We start from the raw sequence: 18589 nt of genomic DNA, 5'->3' as shown, positions 1-18589 counted from the left end.
GGAAGTGCTGACATCGACATTCCCACAGGACGTAGCGGTATTTAGTTGATGTTCATCTATATGGGCGCCTTTCGCATTTCTTTTTGGGCTATTATTATTCTATTTATCCATAGGAAGTCCTATGTGTTAAAATGAGTCCAAATCTTTATTTTGGACAGAAACATGAAATTTTTTCACTCTTATGGAAAGAATGTGTATAATAGTTACGGAGTTTCGTATTTGAAGGGTGGGAATGTAGTAATGAATATTACCGGATATTCGGTTGAAAAATTAAAGGACCCAACAGGAATATTAGAGGGTGACCGCTATGAATTCTTTTTGGAAATCGAGGTTCCAGAGGACGATGAATTATATTCTGAAAATGGAATCGAGCTAAAAGTAATCTATGCAGTTGATAGTAAGGGTGAGCGAATTGCCCAATATTATATTTTTGAAAAAGGCACAGAGAAAGTGCTTGATTTCGAGCTTGAAGAGGATGAAGAAATCGCGGTTAATGAATTTTGTAAAATGCATATAGACGAAGAAATTGAATAAAAATGGCCAAAATTGTTTAACCAAAACGAATGTTTGTGTAAAATGAGAGAGTACATCATACATATTAAGCAATAAGGAGTCATGAAAAATGGAAAAAATTCTTGTTTTTGGTCATAAGAACCCGGATACTGATACAATTTGTTCAGCAATTGCATATGCAGAGCTAAAAAAGAAGCTAGGCGAAGACGCGGAGGCTGTACGCTTAGGTGAAGTAAATAGTGAAACCGAATATGCATTGAATTATTTTAAAACAGAAGCACCACGTCTAGTGGAGAATGTAGCCAATGAAGTTCAATCCGTTATTTTAGTTGACCACAACGAACGTCAACAAAGTGCAGACGGACTTGAAAATGTAAAAATCAAAGAAGTAATCGACCATCACCGTGTTGCTAATTTCGAAACAAGTGATCCCTTGTATTTCCGTGTAGAACCTGTTGGTTGTACTGCAACTATTCTTAAAAAGCTATACAAAGAAAACAATGTTGAAATCACAAAGGAAACTGCTGGATTAATGCTTTCAGCTATTATCTCCGACTCACTCTTATTCAAATCACCTACTTGCACGGATGAAGATGTTCAAGCTGCTCGTGAATTAGCAGAAATAGCCGGTGTTGATGCTGAGAGCTATGGTCTTGAAATGTTAAAAGCAGGTGCAAATGTAAGTGATAAAACAGCCGAGCAATTGGTTTCATTAGATTCCAAAGAATTCTCAATGAATGGCAATAAAGTTCAAATTGCTCAAGTAAACGTTGTTGACCCACAAGACGTATTAGTAAGACAAAGTGAGCTTGAAGAAGTAATGAATCAACAAATCAATGGCAACGGACTTGATTTATTCTTACTTGTCATTACAGATATTTTAAACAATGACTCTGTAGGACTTGCTGTTGGTGCAAAAACGGCTGCAGTAGAAAAAGCGTTTAATGTTACACTAGATAACAAAACAGCAGAATTAAAAGGCGTTGTTTCCCGTAAGAAACAAGTTGTGCCAGTACTAACTGACGCATTTAACAGCCTTTAATAAATTTTAAGCCCTGAGAGGAAAGTTCCTTTCAGGGCTGTTTATGTTTTAGTAATCATCTGTAATTAACTGTCGATCTAAATAGGTTTCAATCATTTCACTTATTTGATATGAGACTTGAGGCAAGTCATAGTTTTCAAAGACATGCTCGCAGGAAGTCTTATAGGCTATTGTTTCATCATAATGGTTCATATGACGTTCAATGTCCTCAGTACTATCCCCACGTTCCTTCTGACGTTCATGTACAGTATCCCGATCAGCATATACAAAGATACGGATCGCTTTTTCTCCATACATTTTCCTCAAAAGATCTGCACCTTCTGGGTTAAGTGTTAAGTAAACCACCTTATGTTTCTTGAAGATATTTGCAATGTCAATTTCACGTATTCCATAAAAATGTCCATCAATCTCGACACTTTCTAGAAATTCATTTTGCTGCATCATTTGGTGAAAGGTTTCTTTACTTACAAAGTGGTAATCTTCTCCGTTGTTTTCAAAAGGGCGGGGGCTTCGAGTTGTGAATGAGGGAACAGTTTGCATATCAAATGCTGTTGCAACCATCTTGCCTAATGTCTTCCTTCCAGAACCATCTGGACCTGTATAAATGAAAATCCTCTCTTTGTCCTTTAATTTGTACATAGGTTTCCTCCTTCTTGAAAAAGATTTTTTGTTAAATGCTAGTTGAAATATTCTGTTTTTTAAGTATAGCATAAAATCTGCGTTTTAGCCTATATAGAATGTTAATTTTTTGTGTATTCCAAATTTTCAATGCGACTTATGACATTTATCATATAAATTACATGACACCTATGTCTAGTGTAAATCTTTTTTCTCCTATAACATTGAAAACGTAGACAACTGTTGGCATTTGTCAGCACATATTTCCTCATTAAATTTGAAAATCTGATTAAAATATGAAATTAGAATTAAGAAAGGAATCGATTAAATGAACAAATTAGATCAACGAAGCTTACGAAAACAAGTTGCACCATTTGAAAAATCAAACTTTAAAGCTAGTCTGTTTCAGCTTTTTAACACATTAATTCCTTATCTTGGACTATGGGTTCTAGCCTATTATTCATTAAATGTTTCCTATATATTGACATTTGTTATTGGTGTTATTTCAGCAGGCTTTCTCGTACGGATGTTTATCATTTTCCATGACTGTTGCCATCACTCATTTTTTAAAAATCGAAAAGCAAATAAAATCATTGGTACCTTTTTGGGGATTTTAACATTATTTCCTTATAGTAAATGGGGACATGACCATTCTGTCCACCATGCAACAAGTTCAAATCTAGATAAACGCGGTACAGGTGATATCTGGGTAATGACCGTTGAAGAATACATGGAAGCATCTACATGGAAGCGTCTTAGCTACAGAATTTACCGAAATCCATTTGTAATGTTTATTTTAGGACCTATCTTTGTATTCTTAATTGAAAATCGTTTTAACCGAAAAAAGGCGAGAAAAAATGAACGTCTCAACACATATATCACAAATCTAGGAATCGTTGGCCTTGCCGCCATTTTATGTTGGGCAATTGGTTGGCAGTCGTTTTTAATTGTACAGGGAACGATTTTTATGGTTTCTGGGATTGCTGGTGTTTGGTTATTTTATGTTCAGCATACATTTGAAGATTCCTATTTTGAAGAAGATGAAAATTGGGAATATGTCAAAGCTGCGGTTGAAGGAAGTTCCTTTTACAAGCTTCCAAAGCCTTTACAGTGGTTAACAGGGAACATCGGTTATCATCATGTGCATCACTTAAGCCCGCGAGTTCCGAATTATAAGCTTGAAGAGGTACACAATCAAACCGCTCCACTACAGCATGTACCAACCATCACTTTAAAAACAAGCTTAAAATCACTAAAATTCCGTCTTTGGGATGAACAAGAGAAAGTGTTTGTAGGTTATGGGAAAATTAAAGAAATGGTTAACAATCAAAAAGATGTTAAAAAGATTCCCAGCTTAGAAAAATAAGCTGGGTTTTCCTATATCTTTATTCAGCCGGGGGGTCGGACCCCAGCTGAATAATGACATAGCCTCCTGCGGAGACATGCGATTTTCAAAGGTTAATTTTCGAACTTAAGATCAAAGACTAAGAACGCCACTTCCTGTGGNNAATCTGGGCGCAAATATGTAAGGCGTATTTGATTATGATATGATACAGAATAAACATGAATAAAATGAGGGTATGTCCTATGAAGAAATTTCCGCTTTTTCAAAAATGGTCAGGTATCTCACCTTATATTTGGGCTGTAATGAGCATCCTGCCATTTTATTTTATCTTTCAATCATCATCGACCCCTGAAATAATCACTGGTCTTATTTTAACAGTCATTTTTTTCATTACGTTAAGATTTGCGTTTATCTCGAGAAGATGGCCAGTTTATTTTTGGACTTCCATTTTAATTGGCATTTCCTTAACCATGTCAATTTTGTTTGCATTTATCTATTTTGCTTTTTATATTGCGTATTATAATGGAAACATCAAGAACCGAGTTGCCTTTTTAACTTTATACATAATACATCTAGTTGCCACAACATTTTCGATTAATTACAATCTCGTGATAAAAGACGAGGTGTTTTTAACCCATTTGCCATTTGTCATTATCATTTGGATCAGCGTTATATTGTTGCCATTCAATATATATAATAAAAAGAAACAAGAGATACTTGAGGAAAAACTTGAGGATGCAAATAAACGAATTGCAGAACTTGTGAAACAAGAGGAACGTCAAAGAATTGCAAGGGATCTTCATGATACATTAGGACAAAAGCTTTCAATGATTGGGTTAAAAAGTGATTTAGCAAGAAAGCTCATACATAAAGATCCGGAAAAAGCGCGCCTCGAATTAAAGGATGTCCAGCAAACTGCAAGAACAGCATTGAACGAGGTTCGAAAAATGGTGTCGCAAATGCGCGGTATTCGAATTCATGAAGAAATTATCCGCGTGAAAGAAATACTTCGTACAGCTGAAATTGAATTTGAGTATATCCAAGATGAATCATTCAAGGACCTTTCATTATTCTACGAAAATATCATTAGCATGTTAATTAAAGAAGCAGTCAATAATGTTGTGAAGCATAGTAAAGCAACCCAATGTGTAATTGAAATTTCACAGTTTGAAGAAGAAATTCAACTAGTGATTAAGGACAACGGGATTGGCACACTTCCAGACAAAGATGTGATAGACGGTCATGGGTTACAAGGTATGAGAGAACGACTAGACTTTGTTAATGGCAGCCTAGAAATAGTAACGGATGATGGAACAACCCTAATTATTATAATACCGAATGTACGTAAGCAGGTCGAAGTGGAGGGACTGATATGATTCGAATTGTAATTGCGGAGGACCAACGAATGGTCCTTGGAGCATTAGGATCACTGTTAAATTTAGAGGACGATATGGAAGTAGTTGGTATGGTGAATAATGGGCAAGAAGCGATATCGCTTGTCAAGGAGCTTAATCCAGATATTTGTATGATGGATATTGAAATGCCATTAAAAACAGGACTTGAAGCTGCCGAAGAGTTAAAAGAAACGGATTGTAAAGTGATCATTTTAACAACTTTTGCCCGTACTGGATATTTTCAACGTGCTCTAAAGGCAGGCGTGAAGGGCTATCTATTAAAAGATAGTCCGAGTGATGAATTAGCAGATTCAATTCGTAATGTAATGAGTGGCAAACGCGTCTATGCTCCTGAATTAATGGATGATTTATACTCGGATGAAAACCCGTTAACCGACCGTGAACGTGAAGTACTTGAACTTGTCGCTGATGGGAAAAACACGAAGGAAATCGCAGATGAGCTTAGAATTAAGGCTGGTACTGTCCGTAATTATATTTCGACTATTTTAGATAAGCTTGAAGTTAAAAATCGGATTGAAGCAATCACACAGTCAAAAGAAAAAGGCTGGTTTAAGTAAAGGCTAATAAAAAATTTTATTGTAAAATTGAAATTAGAGGAATAAAATAAGGGTGCAATACATTTCGTTTTTAGGGTGGAATGATCATGGGAAACCTTGGTTTCGGAGAAATAATATTAATTGTCTTTTTTGCATTACTTGTATTCGGACCTAAAAAGCTTCCTGAGCTCGGAAAAGCAGCAGGAACAACACTTCGAGAATTTAAAAAGGCTACAAAAGGCATCCTTGAGGATGATGATGTTGAGACTAAATCTAAATAAGCAATGTAATTGGAGAGGTAATAAACCTCTCTTTTTTATTTGTATCGAAAGGAATTCATAAGTACATACTTTGAAAAATATTGGGAAGTGTAATCAACCTGGACATGTACTTTCTCAAGCACATGTTTTCTTATTTGAAAAATAGACAAGCGTGTGAGAAACTATTAATGGTAAATCTTTCAATTGCGAGGAGGATACATATGGTGAAAAGTCTTCAAGATACAACGACATTACATAACGGAGTAAAGATGCCATGGTTTGGCTTAGGTGTATTTAAGGTACAAGATGGCCAAGAGGTCATTGATTCTGTCAAATGGGCAATTAAGCATGGCTATAAGAGCATCGACACTGCTGCTGTCTATAAAAATGAAGAAGGTGTGGGGCAAGCAATTCGCGAATCTGGTATCAATAGAGATGAATTGTTTGTTACATCGAAGGTCTGGAACAGTGACCAAGGGTATGAATCTACACTTCAAGCATTTGAAACAAGTCTGCAAAAACTAGGACTTGACTACTTAGACTTATATCTTATTCATTGGCCTGGAAAAGATAAGTATATTGAAACATGGCATGCCCTTGAAAAGCTGTACAATGACGGCCGTGTACGTGCAATTGGTGTAAGTAATTTCCATGTTCATCATCTAGAAAATCTTATCAAAAATTCTGAAATTAAACCAATGCTGAATCAGGTTGAATACCATCCACATCTGACACAAACAGATTTACATGAATTCTGTAAAAAGAAAGGGATTCAATTAGAAGCTTGGTCTCCCCTTAAGCGCGGAGAATTACTAAATGATCCAACACTTTCAGAAATTAGCAAAAAACACAATAAATCCGTTGCACAAGTTATTTTACGATGGGATCTTGATCTTCAAAACGGCGTTATAACAATTCCGAAATCAATTAAAGAACAACGCATCCAAGAAAATGCTGATGTCTTTGATTTTGAACTTACACAAGAAGAAATGGAAAAGATAAGTACACTTAACAAAAATGATCGAATTGGTTCAAACCCTGATACAAATATGACTGATTTTGAGTGATTGATTGGATAAGCCACACGGAATATTTCGTGTGGTTTTTACATTCGATAATTACTCCTTGTGTTGACTGAAATTTCAAAATACAATAGAGGTATACATAGTAATTAAGGGGTGATGTAGGTGTATAAAGATTTTATTGGTAAAGAATCAACGAAAGTGAAAAATACCATTGAAAGAGGAGCCGTCAAGAAATTTGCAGAAGCAATTGGTGATGCCCATCCTATTTTCATAGATGAAGAGTACGGAAAGGCTTCCAGGTATAAAACCAATATTGCACCACCGACATTTCCTAGAGTATTAGAATTTGGAAATATTGAAGGCGTAGTTTTACCTGAAAAAGGACTAATCCATGGTGAGCAGATTTACCAATATGAAAGACCATTATTCGTTGGAGAAGAGATTTATTGTTATTCCAAGGTTGAAAAATACGCGGAGAAAAAAGGATCTTCAGGTACAATGGGTTTTCTAACTATTTGTGAAAATGGGGAAGATATAAATGGTGAGTTGATTTTTTCTTCTAAGCTTGTCGTCATCATCACTGAAGCGGTTAGAAAGGGGATGAAGGCATGAGTTCAATAGCGAGTATCGAAATTGGATCTTCACTAGAAAGTGTCCAGCTTTCACCAGTTTCTAGAATGGACTTAATTAAATATTCGGGTGCATCCGGCGATTATAATCCAATCCATACAATTGATGACGAGGCTCATAAAGCAGGGCTTCCCGGTGTAATTGCACATGGAATGTGGACAATGGGTAACCTTGCAAAGCTTTTTACACCTTTTTATGAAGAGGGGTTTATCAAAACATATTCCATCCGATTTCGAAACATGGTGTTTTTAGAAGACGTCATTACTCTTAAAGCATCATTAAAAAGAATAGACGAAAACGAGCTAATCTTTGATGTAATTGCTGTGAACCAGCACGAAAAAGATGTGATCAAAGGAAGTGTCGTTTTTCAAAAATACGCGTAAACCCATTCTTGAATGCGTTTTTCATGTTATATCCACACATTATTATGGTAGATTACTACTATAGTAATATACTAAAATTTTCCAAATCCATTGACAATAAGATTGGCGCAAGCTTACAATAATAGTAAGTTATTAGCTATTAGGAAAATTCAGAAATTAGAGGTTCTTAATTATGAGTCAAAAAATAGCAATTGGCAAAATTGCTGTACTGCTTGCAACTTTAACGGAAGAAGAAATGAAAGCCCTTTCTCCTTCGTTACAAGAAATTAAATACTGTCAAGGAAAAGTCGGATCGATGAATATGCAGAAAGTAATCGCTGCTGTTGAAACAGCTGCAAAGCGTCATGGTCTTATTCATGAATCTCAATATCGTGAAACTCATGCTCTATACCACGCGATTATCGAAGGAATTGAAGGTGTGACGAGAGGGCAAACCGCAATCGGTGAAATAAGTCGGACTGTTGGCCTGCGATTTGCTATTGTTCGAGGGACTCCATACACAAATGAAGAAGAAGGCGAATGGATTGCAGTCGCCTTTTACGGGACAATTGGTGCACCAATTAAGGGATTAGAGCACGAAACAATTGGTCTTGGAATTAATCACATTTAACAATTAAAACAATTACATTGCCTATAGTCCTTTAGTCAATAGGAGGCGATGATGGTATCACTATGCCATTATCGCCTCTTTACGTTGTTTTATTCAACTAAAGTAAATATCACCATTAAAAGTGGATATATGGAAATTGAATTTAAATTTAGTAAGGTTTTTACCACTGTTAAATAAAGCAAATCCTCCGGCGGAGGCCAAGATTTTTCAACGTTAATTTTTCGATCAGTAAGATCAAATACTAAAACGCCACTTCCTGTGTGCCTAAAAATCGGGTGCGAATATGCCAAGGCGCATTTGATAATATTTTGGAGGTATGAATGTGAATTTACCAAATAAGATTACAGTGGCAAGAATTTGCTTAATTCCATTATTTTTAATTATCATGTTTGTTCCGTTTGGATGGGGTGATGTTTCGATTGGCTCAATGACCATTCCCGTTTCTCATTTAGTCGGTGCTATTATTTTTATTGTGGCTTCAAGTACAGATTGGATTGATGGTCATTTAGCGAGGAAGCACAATTTAGTAACAAATCTTGGGAAGTTTCTAGACCCTCTTGCAGACAAGCTATTAGTATCAGCTGCATTAGTTAGTTTAGTTGGATTTGGTCTTGCACCTGCTTGGATGGTCATTATTATCATAAGCAGGGAATTTGCCGTTACCGGGTTACGTCTGTTACTGGCAGAAGGTGGCGAGGTTTCTGCTGCTAAGATGCTAGGTAAAATTAAAATGTGGGCTCAGGTGGTAGCTGTTTCAGCATTATTATTACATAACTGGCCATTTGAATTTCTATCAATCCCATTTGATTTGATTGCACTTTGGGTTGCTGTCATTTTTACAGTTATTTCAGGTTGGGATTATTTTGCGAAAAATAAAGGGGTTTTTGCAAACTCCAAATAGGATGGGTGTGGATCTTAAATGAATGCTGAAATAATTGCTGTAGGCTCTGAACTCCTTTTGGGTCAAATTGCGAATACAAATGCACAATTCCTTTCAAAACAGCTTGCTGAGCTTGGAATCAATGTTTACTTCCATACAGTTGTTGGTGATAATCCTGACCGTTTAGAGGACGTAATTAAAATCTCACAATCTCGTTCGGATTTAATTGTTTTTACGGGTGGATTGGGTCCAACAAAGGATGATTTAACAAAAGAGACGATTGCAAGGATTTTAGGTAAACAGCTTGTATTTGATAAAGCGGCCTTACGTAGTATTGAAGATTTCTTTAAGAAAACCAATCGCCATATGACAGAGAATAATAAAAAGCAGGCCCTTGTCCTTGAAGGGTCTGAAATCCTCCCCAACGATCATGGGATGGCACCTGGAATGGGACTAGAGGTTGATAAGATTACCTACATGCTTTTCCCGGGTCCACCAAAAGAGCTTAATCCGATGTTTCTATCATATGGCGCACCCTTCTTATTAAAATCACTAGGTGTTGTTGAACGAATTGAATCAAGAGTTTTGCGTTTCTTTGGAATTGGGGAATCACAGCTTGAAACTGAAATTGAAGATTTAATCGACAATCAAACAAACCCGACAATTGCACCATTAGCTAGTGATGGTGAGGTTACACTTCGATTAACAGCAAAGCATAGCTCGCTTGATGTTGCGTATAAACTATTAGATGATACTGAAGCTCAAATCTTAAAGAGGGTAGGCAAGTTCTTGTATGGTTATAATTCGACTTCCCTAGTCACGGAGCTTTTGAATAAGTTAAAAGCGTCTAAGTTAACGATAGCGAGTGCTGAAAGTTTAACAGGTGGCTTGTTCGCTGAGGAATTGACTAATATTTCGGGATCATCTGCTGTTGTTAAGGGCGGAGTTGTTTGTTACACAAATGAAGTGAAGGAACAAGTGCTACATGTTAAGATAGAAACTCTTGATACCGATGGGGCTGTTAGTAGTCAAACAGCCCAGCAGCTTGCTGAAAATGTGAGGAATCTCTTACATTCTGATATCGGGATAAGTTTTACAGGTGTAGCGGGACCAAGTGAGTCGGAAGGAAAACCGGTAGGAACGGTATATATAGGGATTTCTTATTTGGATCAACCTACCAAAATATTTCCGTTACAGTTAGCGGGTTCACGTCAAGGAATTCGAAATAGAACCGTAAAATATGGTTTTTATTATTTACTACAATTATTAAACGAACAATAAAATAGTTTTTTTATCTCACAAAGGCGATCATACGGGATCGTCTTTTTTTATGGAATATGAAGGAAAAGCGCTAACATTTTTGAATGGATAAAATAATAAGAAATACATAAGGGGGAAAAAACAATGACAAATACGAATCAAAACATTGTTCCACATCTATGGTTTGACAAAGAGGCGAAAGAAGCTGCAGAGTTTTATGCTTCTATTTTTCCAGATTCTAAAATTACAAATGTTACAACACTTCACGATACACCATCAGGTGACGCGAGTTTAGTTTCATTTGAGTTATGGGGACAGAATTTTATGGCCATTAGTGCTGGACCCTATTTCAAATTCAATCCATCGATCTCATTCTTCGTAAATTTTGACCCTTTGCGAGATAAAGACGCGAGCGAAATGATNNTATGGAACAAATTATCTGAAGACGGTAAAGTTTTAATGCCACTTGATAGGTACCCCTTCAGTGAGAGGTATGGTTGGATTCAAGATAAGTATGGTTTGTCATGGCAGTTAATCCTTACTAACCCTGAAGGTGAAGAACGACCTACGATTACTCCTTCATTCATGTTCACTGGTGAAAAATGCGGTAAAGCAGAAGAGGCAATTCATTTTTATTCATCTATATTTAAAAACTCAAAGCAGGGTCATATTGCCTACTATCCCGGTGGGATGGAACCAAACAAAGAAGGAACAATCATGTTTGCTAAATTTAGATTAGAGAATCAGTGGTTTGCAGCAATGGATAGTGCCGAAGATCATAAATTCGGTTTTAATGAGGCAATTTCATTTATGGTATATTGCGAAACTCAAGCTGGGATTGAATACTACTGGGATAAGCTGTCCGCTGTGCCTGAAGCGGAAGCATGTGGTTGGCTAAAAGATATGTATGGAGTATCATGGCAGATTGTGCCTAGGGAAATGGATGAGATGATGAGTAATAGCACACCAGAACAATTTGACCGTGTTAATAAAGCGGTTCTTAAAATGAAAAAACTTGATCTATCGGAGTTACAGAAAGTATACAATGAATAATTACATGTTGGCATCTCAGTTCAATTATTAGATATCAACGGGAATTTCATTTAAAATAATTAATATGAAACGTAAAGGAGGAATACTTGATGTTAAATGACGAGCAAAAAAAATCTGTTGAACCTTCAGCTGATGGCAAAGATGTTAATGGAGCTTTGAAAGAACTAAATCGCGTCAAAAAATTTAAAAGCTTGGACTTTGACAATTCCTCAGGATTTGTCTGCGATGTTAATACCGGAATATGTGGTCCGGTAACTCAACAAGAGGAAGAGGGAAAAAAATGAAAATAACCATTTGGTCAGATTTTGTATGTCCTTTCTGCTTTATTGGGGAATCACATCTTAATAAAGCATTAGAGAAATTTCCCCATGCTGAAGAAGTTGAAATAGAATATAAAAGCTTCTTACTTATGCCAGACGCGAAATATGTTCCTGGTCAAAGCTATGCACAAACCTTTTCTAACATGAAGGGAGTGCCAATTGAACAGGCAAAGACAATGCTTCAACAAGTGACAGATATGGCAAAAAATTCAGGAGTTGAAATCAACTACGACAAAGCCAAACTTACAAGCACGTATGATGCTCATCGCGTTTTTCAATACGCAAAAGTGCAGGGAAAAGGCAATGAATTTTTCAGTCGATTCTACGCAGCTCATTTTAATGAAGGTGAGATTCTGAACGATACTGAAGCAATCGTCCATTTGGCAGAAGAGATAGGTCTTGATGGTGCAGAAGTACGCAAGATATTGGAAAGTAAAGACAATACTGATACGGTGACGCAGGATATCAACGAAGCGCGTTCAGTTGGTGTGCAAGGTGTTCCTTTCTTTGTATTTGATAATAAGTATGCTGTTTCTGGTGCACAGCCAGTCGAGGCATTCAATCAAGTTTTAGATAAGGTATGGGAAGAAGAATATTCCAATAAGTCAACCTATTTGTAACCTAGGCAGGAAAATAGATTAAATGGCGTAAGCTCCACTTGCTTACGCTATTTTCATTACAGTAATAAATTTTTTAGGGAGGGTAAAATTCAAAATTGATGGTCTCTAATACTTTGAAAATATGATTTTCAACTATTAATAATTGGATTTATGGGAAAAAACTATTAACAAAAATAACCGAATAAATGTTCGACTTTTTGCTTGGCAAATCGAACAAAACATTGTATAGTAATAATAGTTTCACGAATAAAGGAGGAAAAATAGTGAGTGATCGTCAAGCGGCCTTAGAAATGGCACTGAAGCAGATAGAGAAACAGTTCGGTAAGGGTTCAATCATGAAGCTCGGAGAACAAACTGATCGCAGAATTTCCACTATATCTAGTGGTTCATTAGCAGTAGACGTAGCATTAGGTGTTGGGGGATACCCAAGAGGGCGGATAATTGAGATATATGGACCGGAAAGCTCAGGTAAAACAACTGTAGCACTTCATGCAATTGCTGAAGTACAAAAAACTGGTGGACAAGCAGCGTTTATTGATGCGGAACATGCGCTTGATCCCGTTTATGCACAAAAATTAGGTGTAAACATTGATGAACTATTATTATCTCAGCCAGACACTGGTGAACAAGCATTAGAAATCGCTGAAGCATTAGTACGAAGTGGTGCTGTTGATATCTTAGTTGTTGACTCAGTTGCAGCACTTGTTCCAAAAGCGGAAATTGAAGGTGAGATGGGAGACTCCCATATGGGTCTACAAGCTCGCTTAATGTCACAAGCACTACGTAAGTTATCAGGTGCAATCAACAAATCAAATACAATAGCAATATTCATTAACCAAGTCCGTGAAAAAATTGGGGTTATGTTCGGAAACCCAGAAACAACACCGGGCGGACGTGCGCTTAAATTCTATTCATCTGTAAGACTAGAAGTTCGTCGCTCTGAACAATTAAAACAGGGTAATGAAATTGTGGGTAATAGAACAAAAGTTAAGGTCGTGAAAAACAAAGTAGCGCCACCATTTAGAACAGCAGAAGTAGACATTATGTATGGACAAGGAATTTCAATCGAAGGCGAAATAGTCGATATAGGAGCTGAACTCGATATCGTCCAAAAGAGCGGTTCTTGGTATTCTTATAAGGAAGAACGAGTTGGTCAGGGTCGTGAAAATGCAAAACAATTCTTAAAAGAAAACCCTGATGTTCGAAATGAAATCCTTCAGCAGATAAGAAATCATTATGGCCTTGACGGTGATATAATTGCCCCTACTGATGAGGAACAAGAAGAATTTGATTTACAAGACTAATTAAGACGGAGACACAGCATTGTGTCTCTTCTTTACATTCCCCATAAACCTACTCTATTCAACACGAAAAGACCCTCCTTCTCTTCCTAAGTTCCAGAATAAAAACAAATCACCAACACAAAATTTCCATTTTCATGTAACACTATTTCTGACAACCCTTGACAATAAAAATTCACACATTTACAATTAAAATGTATATTTTACATTTTGTTAGAATTAAAACGTTAGAAGCAAAACTCGGTTTGAGCTTTTGCTATTCAGACCCGGAGTAGTCTAAGCTGCTTTCGGATCGTAACCTAAGACTCTGATTAGCCTAAAAAGCCTTGCGCTGTGCATTGTAAATATGTACATGCCGACATTTTGATCTAGCAAGAAAAAGTTTATAGCAAGAGGAGGTGAAGAAGATGGATCCCTTTACTATTATCATCTCCGCTTTGGTTGGCCTAATCGTCGGTGCGATTGTTGGCTTTTATGTTCGTAAATCAATTGCCGAAACTAAAATTGCGGGAGCAAAAGGTGTTGCCGAACAAATTATTGAAGATGCAAATAGAGAAGCAGATTCTTTAAAGAAGGAAGCACTGTTAGAGGCAAAAGATGAAATTCACAAACTTCGTTCAGAGGCGGAAAAAGAAACCCGAGATCGAAGAAACGAACTACAAAAACAAGAAAATCGTTTAATGCAGAAAGAAGAGAACCTTGATCGCAAGGATGAAACATTAGATAAACGTGAATCCATGTTGGAAAAGAAAGAGGATTCTCTAGCTCAAAGACAACAGCATATTGAAGAGATGGAAAGCAAAGTGGAAGAAATGGTACACAAGCAACAAGCTGAACTTGAGCGTATTTCTAGCTTAACACGTGAAGAAGCAAAGTCAATCATCCTTGATCGAATTGAAAATGAGCTTTCACATGATATTGCTATCATGGTGAAGGAAGCAGAAAATCGAGCAAAGGAAGATTCTGATAAAAAGGCAAAAGAAATCCTTTCACTTGCTATTCAAAGATGTGCCGCTGATCATGTTGCAGAAACTACAGTATCTGTAGTTAACTTGCCTAATGATGAGATGAAAGGTCGTATTATTGGTAGGGAAGGACGAAATATCCGGACCCTAGAAACATTAACGGGTATTGACCTTATTATTGATGATACACCTGAGGCTGTTATTTTATCTGGCTTTGATCCAATTCGCCGTGAAACAGCGAGAATCGCACTTGAAAAACTTGTTCAAGACGGACGTATTCACCCAGCACGTATTGAAGAGATGGTTGATAAATCAAGACGTGAAGTTGATGAATATATTCGTGAAGTGGGTGAACAAACAACCTTTGAGGTTGGTGTTCATGGACTCCATCCGGATTTAATTAAGATCTTAGGTCGCTTGAAGTATCGTACAAGCTATGGCCAAAACGTCTTAAAGCACTCAATGGAAGTATCGTTCTTATCAGGTTTAATGGCTGCTGAGTTAGGTGAAGATGAAACACTTGCTCGTCGTGCTGGACTATTACATGATATCGGTAAAGCTATTGACCATGAAGTGGAAGGTAGCCACGTTGAGATTGGTGTAGAATTAGCTACGAAGTATAAAGAGCATCCAATTGTAATCAATAGTATTGCTTCCCACCATGGTGATACAGAGCCAACATCAATCATTGCTGTATTAGTTGCAGCAGCTGATGCTTTATCTGCGGCAAGACCTGGTGCTAGAAGTGAGACACTTGAGAACTATATTCGTCGCCTTGAAAAGCTTGAGGAGATTTCAGAATCCTATGAAGGTGTTGAAAAATCCTTTGCAATACAAGCTGGACGTGAAGTTAGAATTATCGTAAAACCTGATGCGATCGATGACTTAAATGCCCATCGACTAGCTCGCGATATCCGTAAACGAATCGAAGAAGAGTTGGATTATCCCGGTCATATCAAGGTAACCGTCATTCGTGAAACAAGAGCGGTTGAATACGCAAAATAAAGTGGTCTATTAGACCACTTTTTTTTTTCTTAAAAATTCCAAATGACAAATCCCCCAAAAACTAGTCTTTGTCATTGAGATTTTTTGTTTTTTGTGCTTCACTTGATAAGAAAGGGGCTTTTACATGAAGATTTTATTTATTGGTGATGTAGTCGGCTCACCGGGAAGAGATATGATCCGAGAATATCTTCCGAAACTAAAGGCAAAATTCCATCCTACACTTACAATTGTAAATGGAGAAAATGCAGCATCGGGTAGAGGGATTACTAAAAAAATCTATAACCAATTTCTCGAAAACGGTGCCCAAGCAATTACACTTGGTAATCATGCTTGGGATAATAAAGATATTTTCGAGTTTATTGATACTGCGAAAAACATGATACGACCAGCAAATTTCCCTGAAGGAACTCCGGGTCAAGGACTGATGTATAGCAAAGCGAATGGACAAGAAGTTGCGATTATTAATTTACAAGGGCGGACATTTCTTCCGGCAATTGACGATCCATTTAAAAAGGTTGACGAATTAATTGAACAAGCAAAAAAGCGAACTTCTATTATTTTTGTTGACTTTCATGCGGAAGCCACTAGTGAAAAAATCGCAATGGGCTGGTATCTTAATGGACGGGTAACAGCTGTCGTTGGGACACATACACATGTACAAACAGCCGATAATCGTGTTTTACCACAAGGCACTGCATTTATCACAGATGTCGGAATGACAGGTCCATATGATGGCATTTTAGGAATGGAAAAAGAAGCTGTCATTCATAAATTTAAAACAGCATTACCAGTACGCTTTGAGGTCGTTGAAGGAAGAACTCAATTAAATGGAGTTCTTGTAGATGTAGACCCTAAGAGCGGAAAGGCAAAAGGGATTCAACGAATCCTCATTAATGACGATCATCCATTTTTTGACTAAAATTATCAACCAAGATATCAATAATTATATCTTGGTTTTTTCATGTATTGTGTTGATTTTTGAATTTTTAGAAAAAACTTTGAAACAAGCAGGAATACTGGTAGTTTCTAGTGAATATAGTAGTTATGGGATCATTATTCGTTGTTCAACTCAGACTCGGTAATCCCTGGTTGAATAAAGATAGCCTCTGGTATGTCCTGCGATCAAATGAAAATCACAGAGAAAAATGATAGATCGCAAATTTGTCAGTCGTTATTGTAAGTATGGTTCTACCGATCACTCAGGGAAACATTGTAAAGTACAAGGAGGAAAGTAGAAATGGAAATATTAAAAGTTTCAGCAAAATCTAATCCTAACTCTGTAGCTGGAGCGCTTGCAGGTGTATTGCGTGAAAGAGGAGCTGCAGAAATTCAAGCGATTGGTGCAGGTGCATTAAATCAGGCAGTGAAAGCAGTAGCGATAGCTAGAGGGTTTGTTGCACCGAGTGGAGTAGACCTAATTTGTATTCCGGCATTTACAGATATTCTAATTGACGGTGAAGAAAGAACTGCTATAAAATTAATCGTTGAACCACGATAATCGTATGTCCTTTTATATAACATGGTCAAGTTACGGGTAATGACCTGTTTGTCAAATTAGGCAAACAGGTATTTTTGTGCAGAATAAAGTTAAAGCCTCCGGCCGATGCCACGATTTTTTAAAGGNNCAAGGCGCATTTGATAAAGGAGTTGAAATTAGTGAAAATATTTGATGCCCATTCAGATGTTTTATATAAAATGTGGATGGATCCTACTATTGATTTTGCAGACTCACCGAAATTACATATTACATACAATCAATTAAAAGCATTGGGTAGCAAGGTGCAATGTTTTGCAATTTATATACCCGAAGAAGTAAAGCCAGAAAGCAGATTTGAAGTGGCGTTGGAGATGGTAGAAATTTTTTATAAGCAAGTAATTGCCCCTTCTCCATTATTAAAAATGGTACGAACTAGAGAGGATATTTTAGCCTTAAAGGAGAATGAAATAGGGGCATTCTTAACGCTGGAAGGCTGTGATGCAATTGATCAAAGTATAGTAAAGCTGCAAACGTTAATAAGGCTTGGAGTGTCCTCAGTAGGTTTAACATGGAATTACGCCAATTTTGCTGCAGATGGCGTGGCAGAACCACGAGGAGGGGGATTATCAAGCTTTGGCAAAGAGGTTGTGAAGGAGCATAATAAGGCATTAATATGGACTGATGTATCTCACTTGTCAATTAAAGGATTTTGGGATGTTATGGAAGTAGCAGATTTTCCGATAGCATCTCATTCAAATGCATTCACCATTTGCAATCATCGACGCAATCTACAGGATGATCAAATTCGCGCACTCATACAGAAGAACGGCATGATTGGAATTACCTTTGTGCCGCAATTTCTAAGCAATCACAACAGTGCATCAATTGATGATGTGTTAAAGCATCTTGATTATATTTGTTCATTAGGCGGAAAAAACCATGTTGGATTTGGTTCTGATTTTGATGGAATAACAGATACCACCGTTGGACTTGAAAGTTTCTCAGGATTTGATCGACTTGTTAATCATTTGCTTAAATATTACTCTGAAAACCAGGTGAAAAAATTCCTGTTTCAAAATTTTGTGCAGAATTTACCTGCGTAATAAAAACGATTTTTAATAGAAATGAAATAGAATTAATTGAAAAATAAAAAAATACGCATTTTTCTCCATAATTTGCTTGCTAAGGGTTGCTTTTTTTCGTTGATAGGTCTAGAATGAAAGCGTTTAGTACATATCCAACAGTATAGATTTGGACAGCTTTCTACACTTCATTTTTGGCGATTTTCTTCCAATTTTGATTTGGAAAAGGTCCTTTCCTCAGCATAAGAA

The 18589-nt window shown here is 36.9% G+C and carries 21 protein-coding genes; 20 read left to right on the top strand and 1 reads right to left on the bottom strand.

Annotated elements, in window-relative coordinates; all coding sequences use genetic code 11:
- Positions 1-240 precede the first annotated feature (240 nt).
- Positions 241-534 (top strand): DUF6509 family protein, encoded by a 294-nt coding sequence (locus tag V7147_RS16545; protein ID WP_335368934.1) that lies wholly within the window; start codon positions 241-243, stop codon positions 532-534.
- A gap of 88 nt (positions 535-622) precedes the next feature.
- The gene (locus V7147_RS16540; protein ID WP_335368933.1) at positions 623-1555 is read left to right on the top strand and encodes a manganese-dependent inorganic pyrophosphatase; all 933 of its coding nucleotides are present in this window, start codon (positions 623-625) and stop codon (positions 1553-1555) included.
- A 48-nt stretch (positions 1556-1603) separates the two neighbouring features.
- Here the strand turns inward: V7147_RS16540 and V7147_RS16535 are convergent, their stop codons facing one another.
- Entirely contained in the window at positions 1604-2194 is a 591-nt protein-coding gene (locus V7147_RS16535) for a guanylate kinase (RefSeq protein WP_335368932.1), read from the bottom strand.
- A 307-nt stretch (positions 2195-2501) separates the two neighbouring features.
- Between V7147_RS16535 and V7147_RS16530 the strand changes: the two genes are divergently transcribed.
- The 18 genes from V7147_RS16530 (at position 2502) to V7147_RS16445 (ending at position 18361) form a co-directional block, all read left to right on the top strand.
- Positions 2502-3539 (top strand): fatty acid desaturase, encoded by a 1038-nt coding sequence (locus tag V7147_RS16530; RefSeq protein ID WP_335368931.1) that lies wholly within the window; start codon positions 2502-2504, stop codon positions 3537-3539.
- A 221-nt stretch (positions 3540-3760) separates the two neighbouring features.
- Positions 3761-4894 carry a sensor histidine kinase gene (locus V7147_RS16525; RefSeq protein ID WP_335368930.1) on the top strand — a complete coding sequence of 378 codons (1134 nt, stop codon included), beginning with the start codon at positions 3761-3763 and terminating at the stop codon, positions 4892-4894.
- Complete coding sequence (locus V7147_RS16520) at positions 4891-5490, top strand: response regulator transcription factor (RefSeq protein WP_335368929.1); 600 nt, start codon at positions 4891-4893, stop codon at positions 5488-5490. The genes V7147_RS16525 and V7147_RS16520 overlap by 4 nt, the downstream gene beginning before the upstream one ends.
- An 86-nt stretch (positions 5491-5576) precedes the next feature.
- Positions 5577-5750, top strand: coding sequence for a twin-arginine translocase TatA/TatE family subunit (locus tag V7147_RS16515; protein ID WP_438824607.1), 174 nt, complete (start codon positions 5577-5579; stop codon positions 5748-5750).
- Positions 5751-5950: 200 nt separating this feature from the next.
- Positions 5951-6796 carry an aldo/keto reductase gene (locus tag V7147_RS16510; RefSeq protein WP_335368927.1) on the top strand — a complete coding sequence of 282 codons (846 nt, stop codon included), beginning with the start codon at positions 5951-5953 and terminating at the stop codon, positions 6794-6796.
- 120 nt (positions 6797-6916) lie between these two features.
- Positions 6917-7366, top strand: a complete 450-nt coding sequence (locus V7147_RS16505; RefSeq protein ID WP_335368926.1) for a MaoC family dehydratase N-terminal domain-containing protein — start codon at positions 6917-6919, stop codon at positions 7364-7366.
- A complete protein-coding gene (locus tag V7147_RS16500; protein WP_335368925.1) occupies positions 7363-7767 on the top strand; it encodes a MaoC/PaaZ C-terminal domain-containing protein in 405 nt (134 codons plus the stop codon). Before V7147_RS16505 ends, V7147_RS16500 begins: the two co-directional genes overlap by 4 nt.
- Before the next feature lie 172 nt (positions 7768-7939).
- A complete protein-coding gene (hutP, locus tag V7147_RS16495) occupies positions 7940-8377 on the top strand; it encodes a hut operon transcriptional regulator HutP (protein WP_335368924.1) in 438 nt (145 codons plus the stop codon).
- A 322-nt stretch (positions 8378-8699) separates the two neighbouring features.
- Positions 8700-9278 (top strand): CDP-diacylglycerol--glycerol-3-phosphate 3-phosphatidyltransferase, encoded by a 579-nt coding sequence (pgsA, locus tag V7147_RS16490; protein ID WP_335368923.1) that lies wholly within the window; start codon positions 8700-8702, stop codon positions 9276-9278.
- Positions 9279-9296: 18 nt separating this feature from the next.
- Positions 9297-10538 (top strand): competence/damage-inducible protein A, encoded by a 1242-nt coding sequence (locus V7147_RS16485; RefSeq protein ID WP_335368922.1) that lies wholly within the window; start codon positions 9297-9299, stop codon positions 10536-10538.
- A gap of 123 nt (positions 10539-10661) precedes the next feature.
- Entirely contained in the window at positions 10662-11570 is a 909-nt protein-coding gene (locus tag V7147_RS16480) for a VOC family protein (RefSeq protein WP_335368921.1), read from the top strand.
- 89 nt (positions 11571-11659) lie between these two features.
- On the top strand, positions 11660-11854 hold the full coding sequence (locus tag V7147_RS16475; protein ID WP_335368920.1) for a hypothetical protein: 195 nt from the start codon (positions 11660-11662) through the stop codon (positions 11852-11854).
- Complete coding sequence (locus tag V7147_RS16470) at positions 11851-12510, top strand: DsbA family oxidoreductase (protein WP_335368919.1); 660 nt, start codon at positions 11851-11853, stop codon at positions 12508-12510. Before V7147_RS16475 ends, V7147_RS16470 begins: the two co-directional genes overlap by 4 nt.
- A 263-nt stretch (positions 12511-12773) precedes the next feature.
- Positions 12774-13814 (top strand): recombinase RecA, encoded by a 1041-nt coding sequence (gene recA / locus V7147_RS16465; protein WP_335368918.1) that lies wholly within the window; start codon positions 12774-12776, stop codon positions 13812-13814.
- A gap of 404 nt (positions 13815-14218) precedes the next feature.
- Positions 14219-15781 carry a ribonuclease Y gene (gene rny / locus V7147_RS16460; protein ID WP_335368917.1) on the top strand — a complete coding sequence of 521 codons (1563 nt, stop codon included), beginning with the start codon at positions 14219-14221 and terminating at the stop codon, positions 15779-15781.
- A 124-nt stretch (positions 15782-15905) separates the two neighbouring features.
- Positions 15906-16700, top strand: a complete 795-nt coding sequence (locus tag V7147_RS16455) for a TIGR00282 family metallophosphoesterase (RefSeq protein ID WP_335368916.1) — start codon at positions 15906-15908, stop codon at positions 16698-16700.
- Between the two features lie 318 nt (positions 16701-17018).
- Positions 17019-17279 carry a stage V sporulation protein SpoVS gene (gene spoVS, locus V7147_RS16450; RefSeq protein ID WP_003211281.1) on the top strand — a complete coding sequence of 87 codons (261 nt, stop codon included), beginning with the start codon at positions 17019-17021 and terminating at the stop codon, positions 17277-17279.
- Positions 17280-17476: 197 nt separating this feature from the next.
- The gene (locus tag V7147_RS16445) at positions 17477-18361 is read left to right on the top strand and encodes a dipeptidase (RefSeq protein WP_335368948.1); all 885 of its coding nucleotides are present in this window, start codon (positions 17477-17479) and stop codon (positions 18359-18361) included.
- Positions 18362-18589: the final 228 nt, after the last annotated feature.

This window comes from Bacillus sp. JJ1521, from assembly GCF_036965165.1.
Taxonomy (GTDB): domain Bacteria; phylum Bacillota; class Bacilli; order Bacillales; family Bacillaceae_L; genus Ferdinandcohnia.
The sequence above is the reverse complement of the archived record's forward strand: the minus strand, read 5'-3'. Positions and strand labels throughout refer to the sequence as shown.

Bases quoted from the DNA above. Each gene is read 5' to 3' on its own strand.
- V7147_RS16545 (WP_335368934.1), top strand. From the start codon at position 241: ATGAATATTACCGGATATTCGGTTGAAAAATTAAAGGACCCAACAGGA.
- V7147_RS16540 (WP_335368933.1), top strand. From the start codon at position 623: ATGGAAAAAATTCTTGTTTTTGGTCATAAGAACCCGGATACTGATACA.
- V7147_RS16535 (WP_335368932.1), bottom strand. From the start codon at position 2,194: ATGTACAAATTAAAGGACAAAGAGAGGATTTTCATTTATACAGGTCCA.
- V7147_RS16530 (WP_335368931.1), top strand. From the start codon at position 2,502: ATGAACAAATTAGATCAACGAAGCTTACGAAAACAAGTTGCACCATTT.
- V7147_RS16525 (WP_335368930.1), top strand. From the start codon at position 3,761: ATGAAGAAATTTCCGCTTTTTCAAAAATGGTCAGGTATCTCACCTTAT.
- V7147_RS16520 (WP_335368929.1), top strand. From the start codon at position 4,891: ATGATTCGAATTGTAATTGCGGAGGACCAACGAATGGTCCTTGGAGCA.
- V7147_RS16515 (WP_438824607.1), top strand. From the start codon at position 5,577: ATGGGAAACCTTGGTTTCGGAGAAATAATATTAATTGTCTTTTTTGCA.
- V7147_RS16510 (WP_335368927.1), top strand. From the start codon at position 5,951: ATGGTGAAAAGTCTTCAAGATACAACGACATTACATAACGGAGTAAAG.
- V7147_RS16500 (WP_335368925.1), top strand. From the start codon at position 7,363: ATGAGTTCAATAGCGAGTATCGAAATTGGATCTTCACTAGAAAGTGTC.
- hutP (WP_335368924.1), top strand. From the start codon at position 7,940: ATGAGTCAAAAAATAGCAATTGGCAAAATTGCTGTACTGCTTGCAACT.
- V7147_RS16485 (WP_335368922.1), top strand. From the start codon at position 9,297: ATGAATGCTGAAATAATTGCTGTAGGCTCTGAACTCCTTTTGGGTCAA.
- V7147_RS16475 (WP_335368920.1), top strand. From the start codon at position 11,660: ATGTTAAATGACGAGCAAAAAAAATCTGTTGAACCTTCAGCTGATGGC.
- V7147_RS16470 (WP_335368919.1), top strand. From the start codon at position 11,851: ATGAAAATAACCATTTGGTCAGATTTTGTATGTCCTTTCTGCTTTATT.
- rny (WP_335368917.1), top strand. From the start codon at position 14,219: ATGGATCCCTTTACTATTATCATCTCCGCTTTGGTTGGCCTAATCGTC.
- V7147_RS16455 (WP_335368916.1), top strand. From the start codon at position 15,906: ATGAAGATTTTATTTATTGGTGATGTAGTCGGCTCACCGGGAAGAGAT.
- spoVS (WP_003211281.1), top strand. From the start codon at position 17,019: ATGGAAATATTAAAAGTTTCAGCAAAATCTAATCCTAACTCTGTAGCT.
- V7147_RS16445 (WP_335368948.1), top strand. From the start codon at position 17,477: ATGTGGATGGATCCTACTATTGATTTTGCAGACTCACCGAAATTACAT.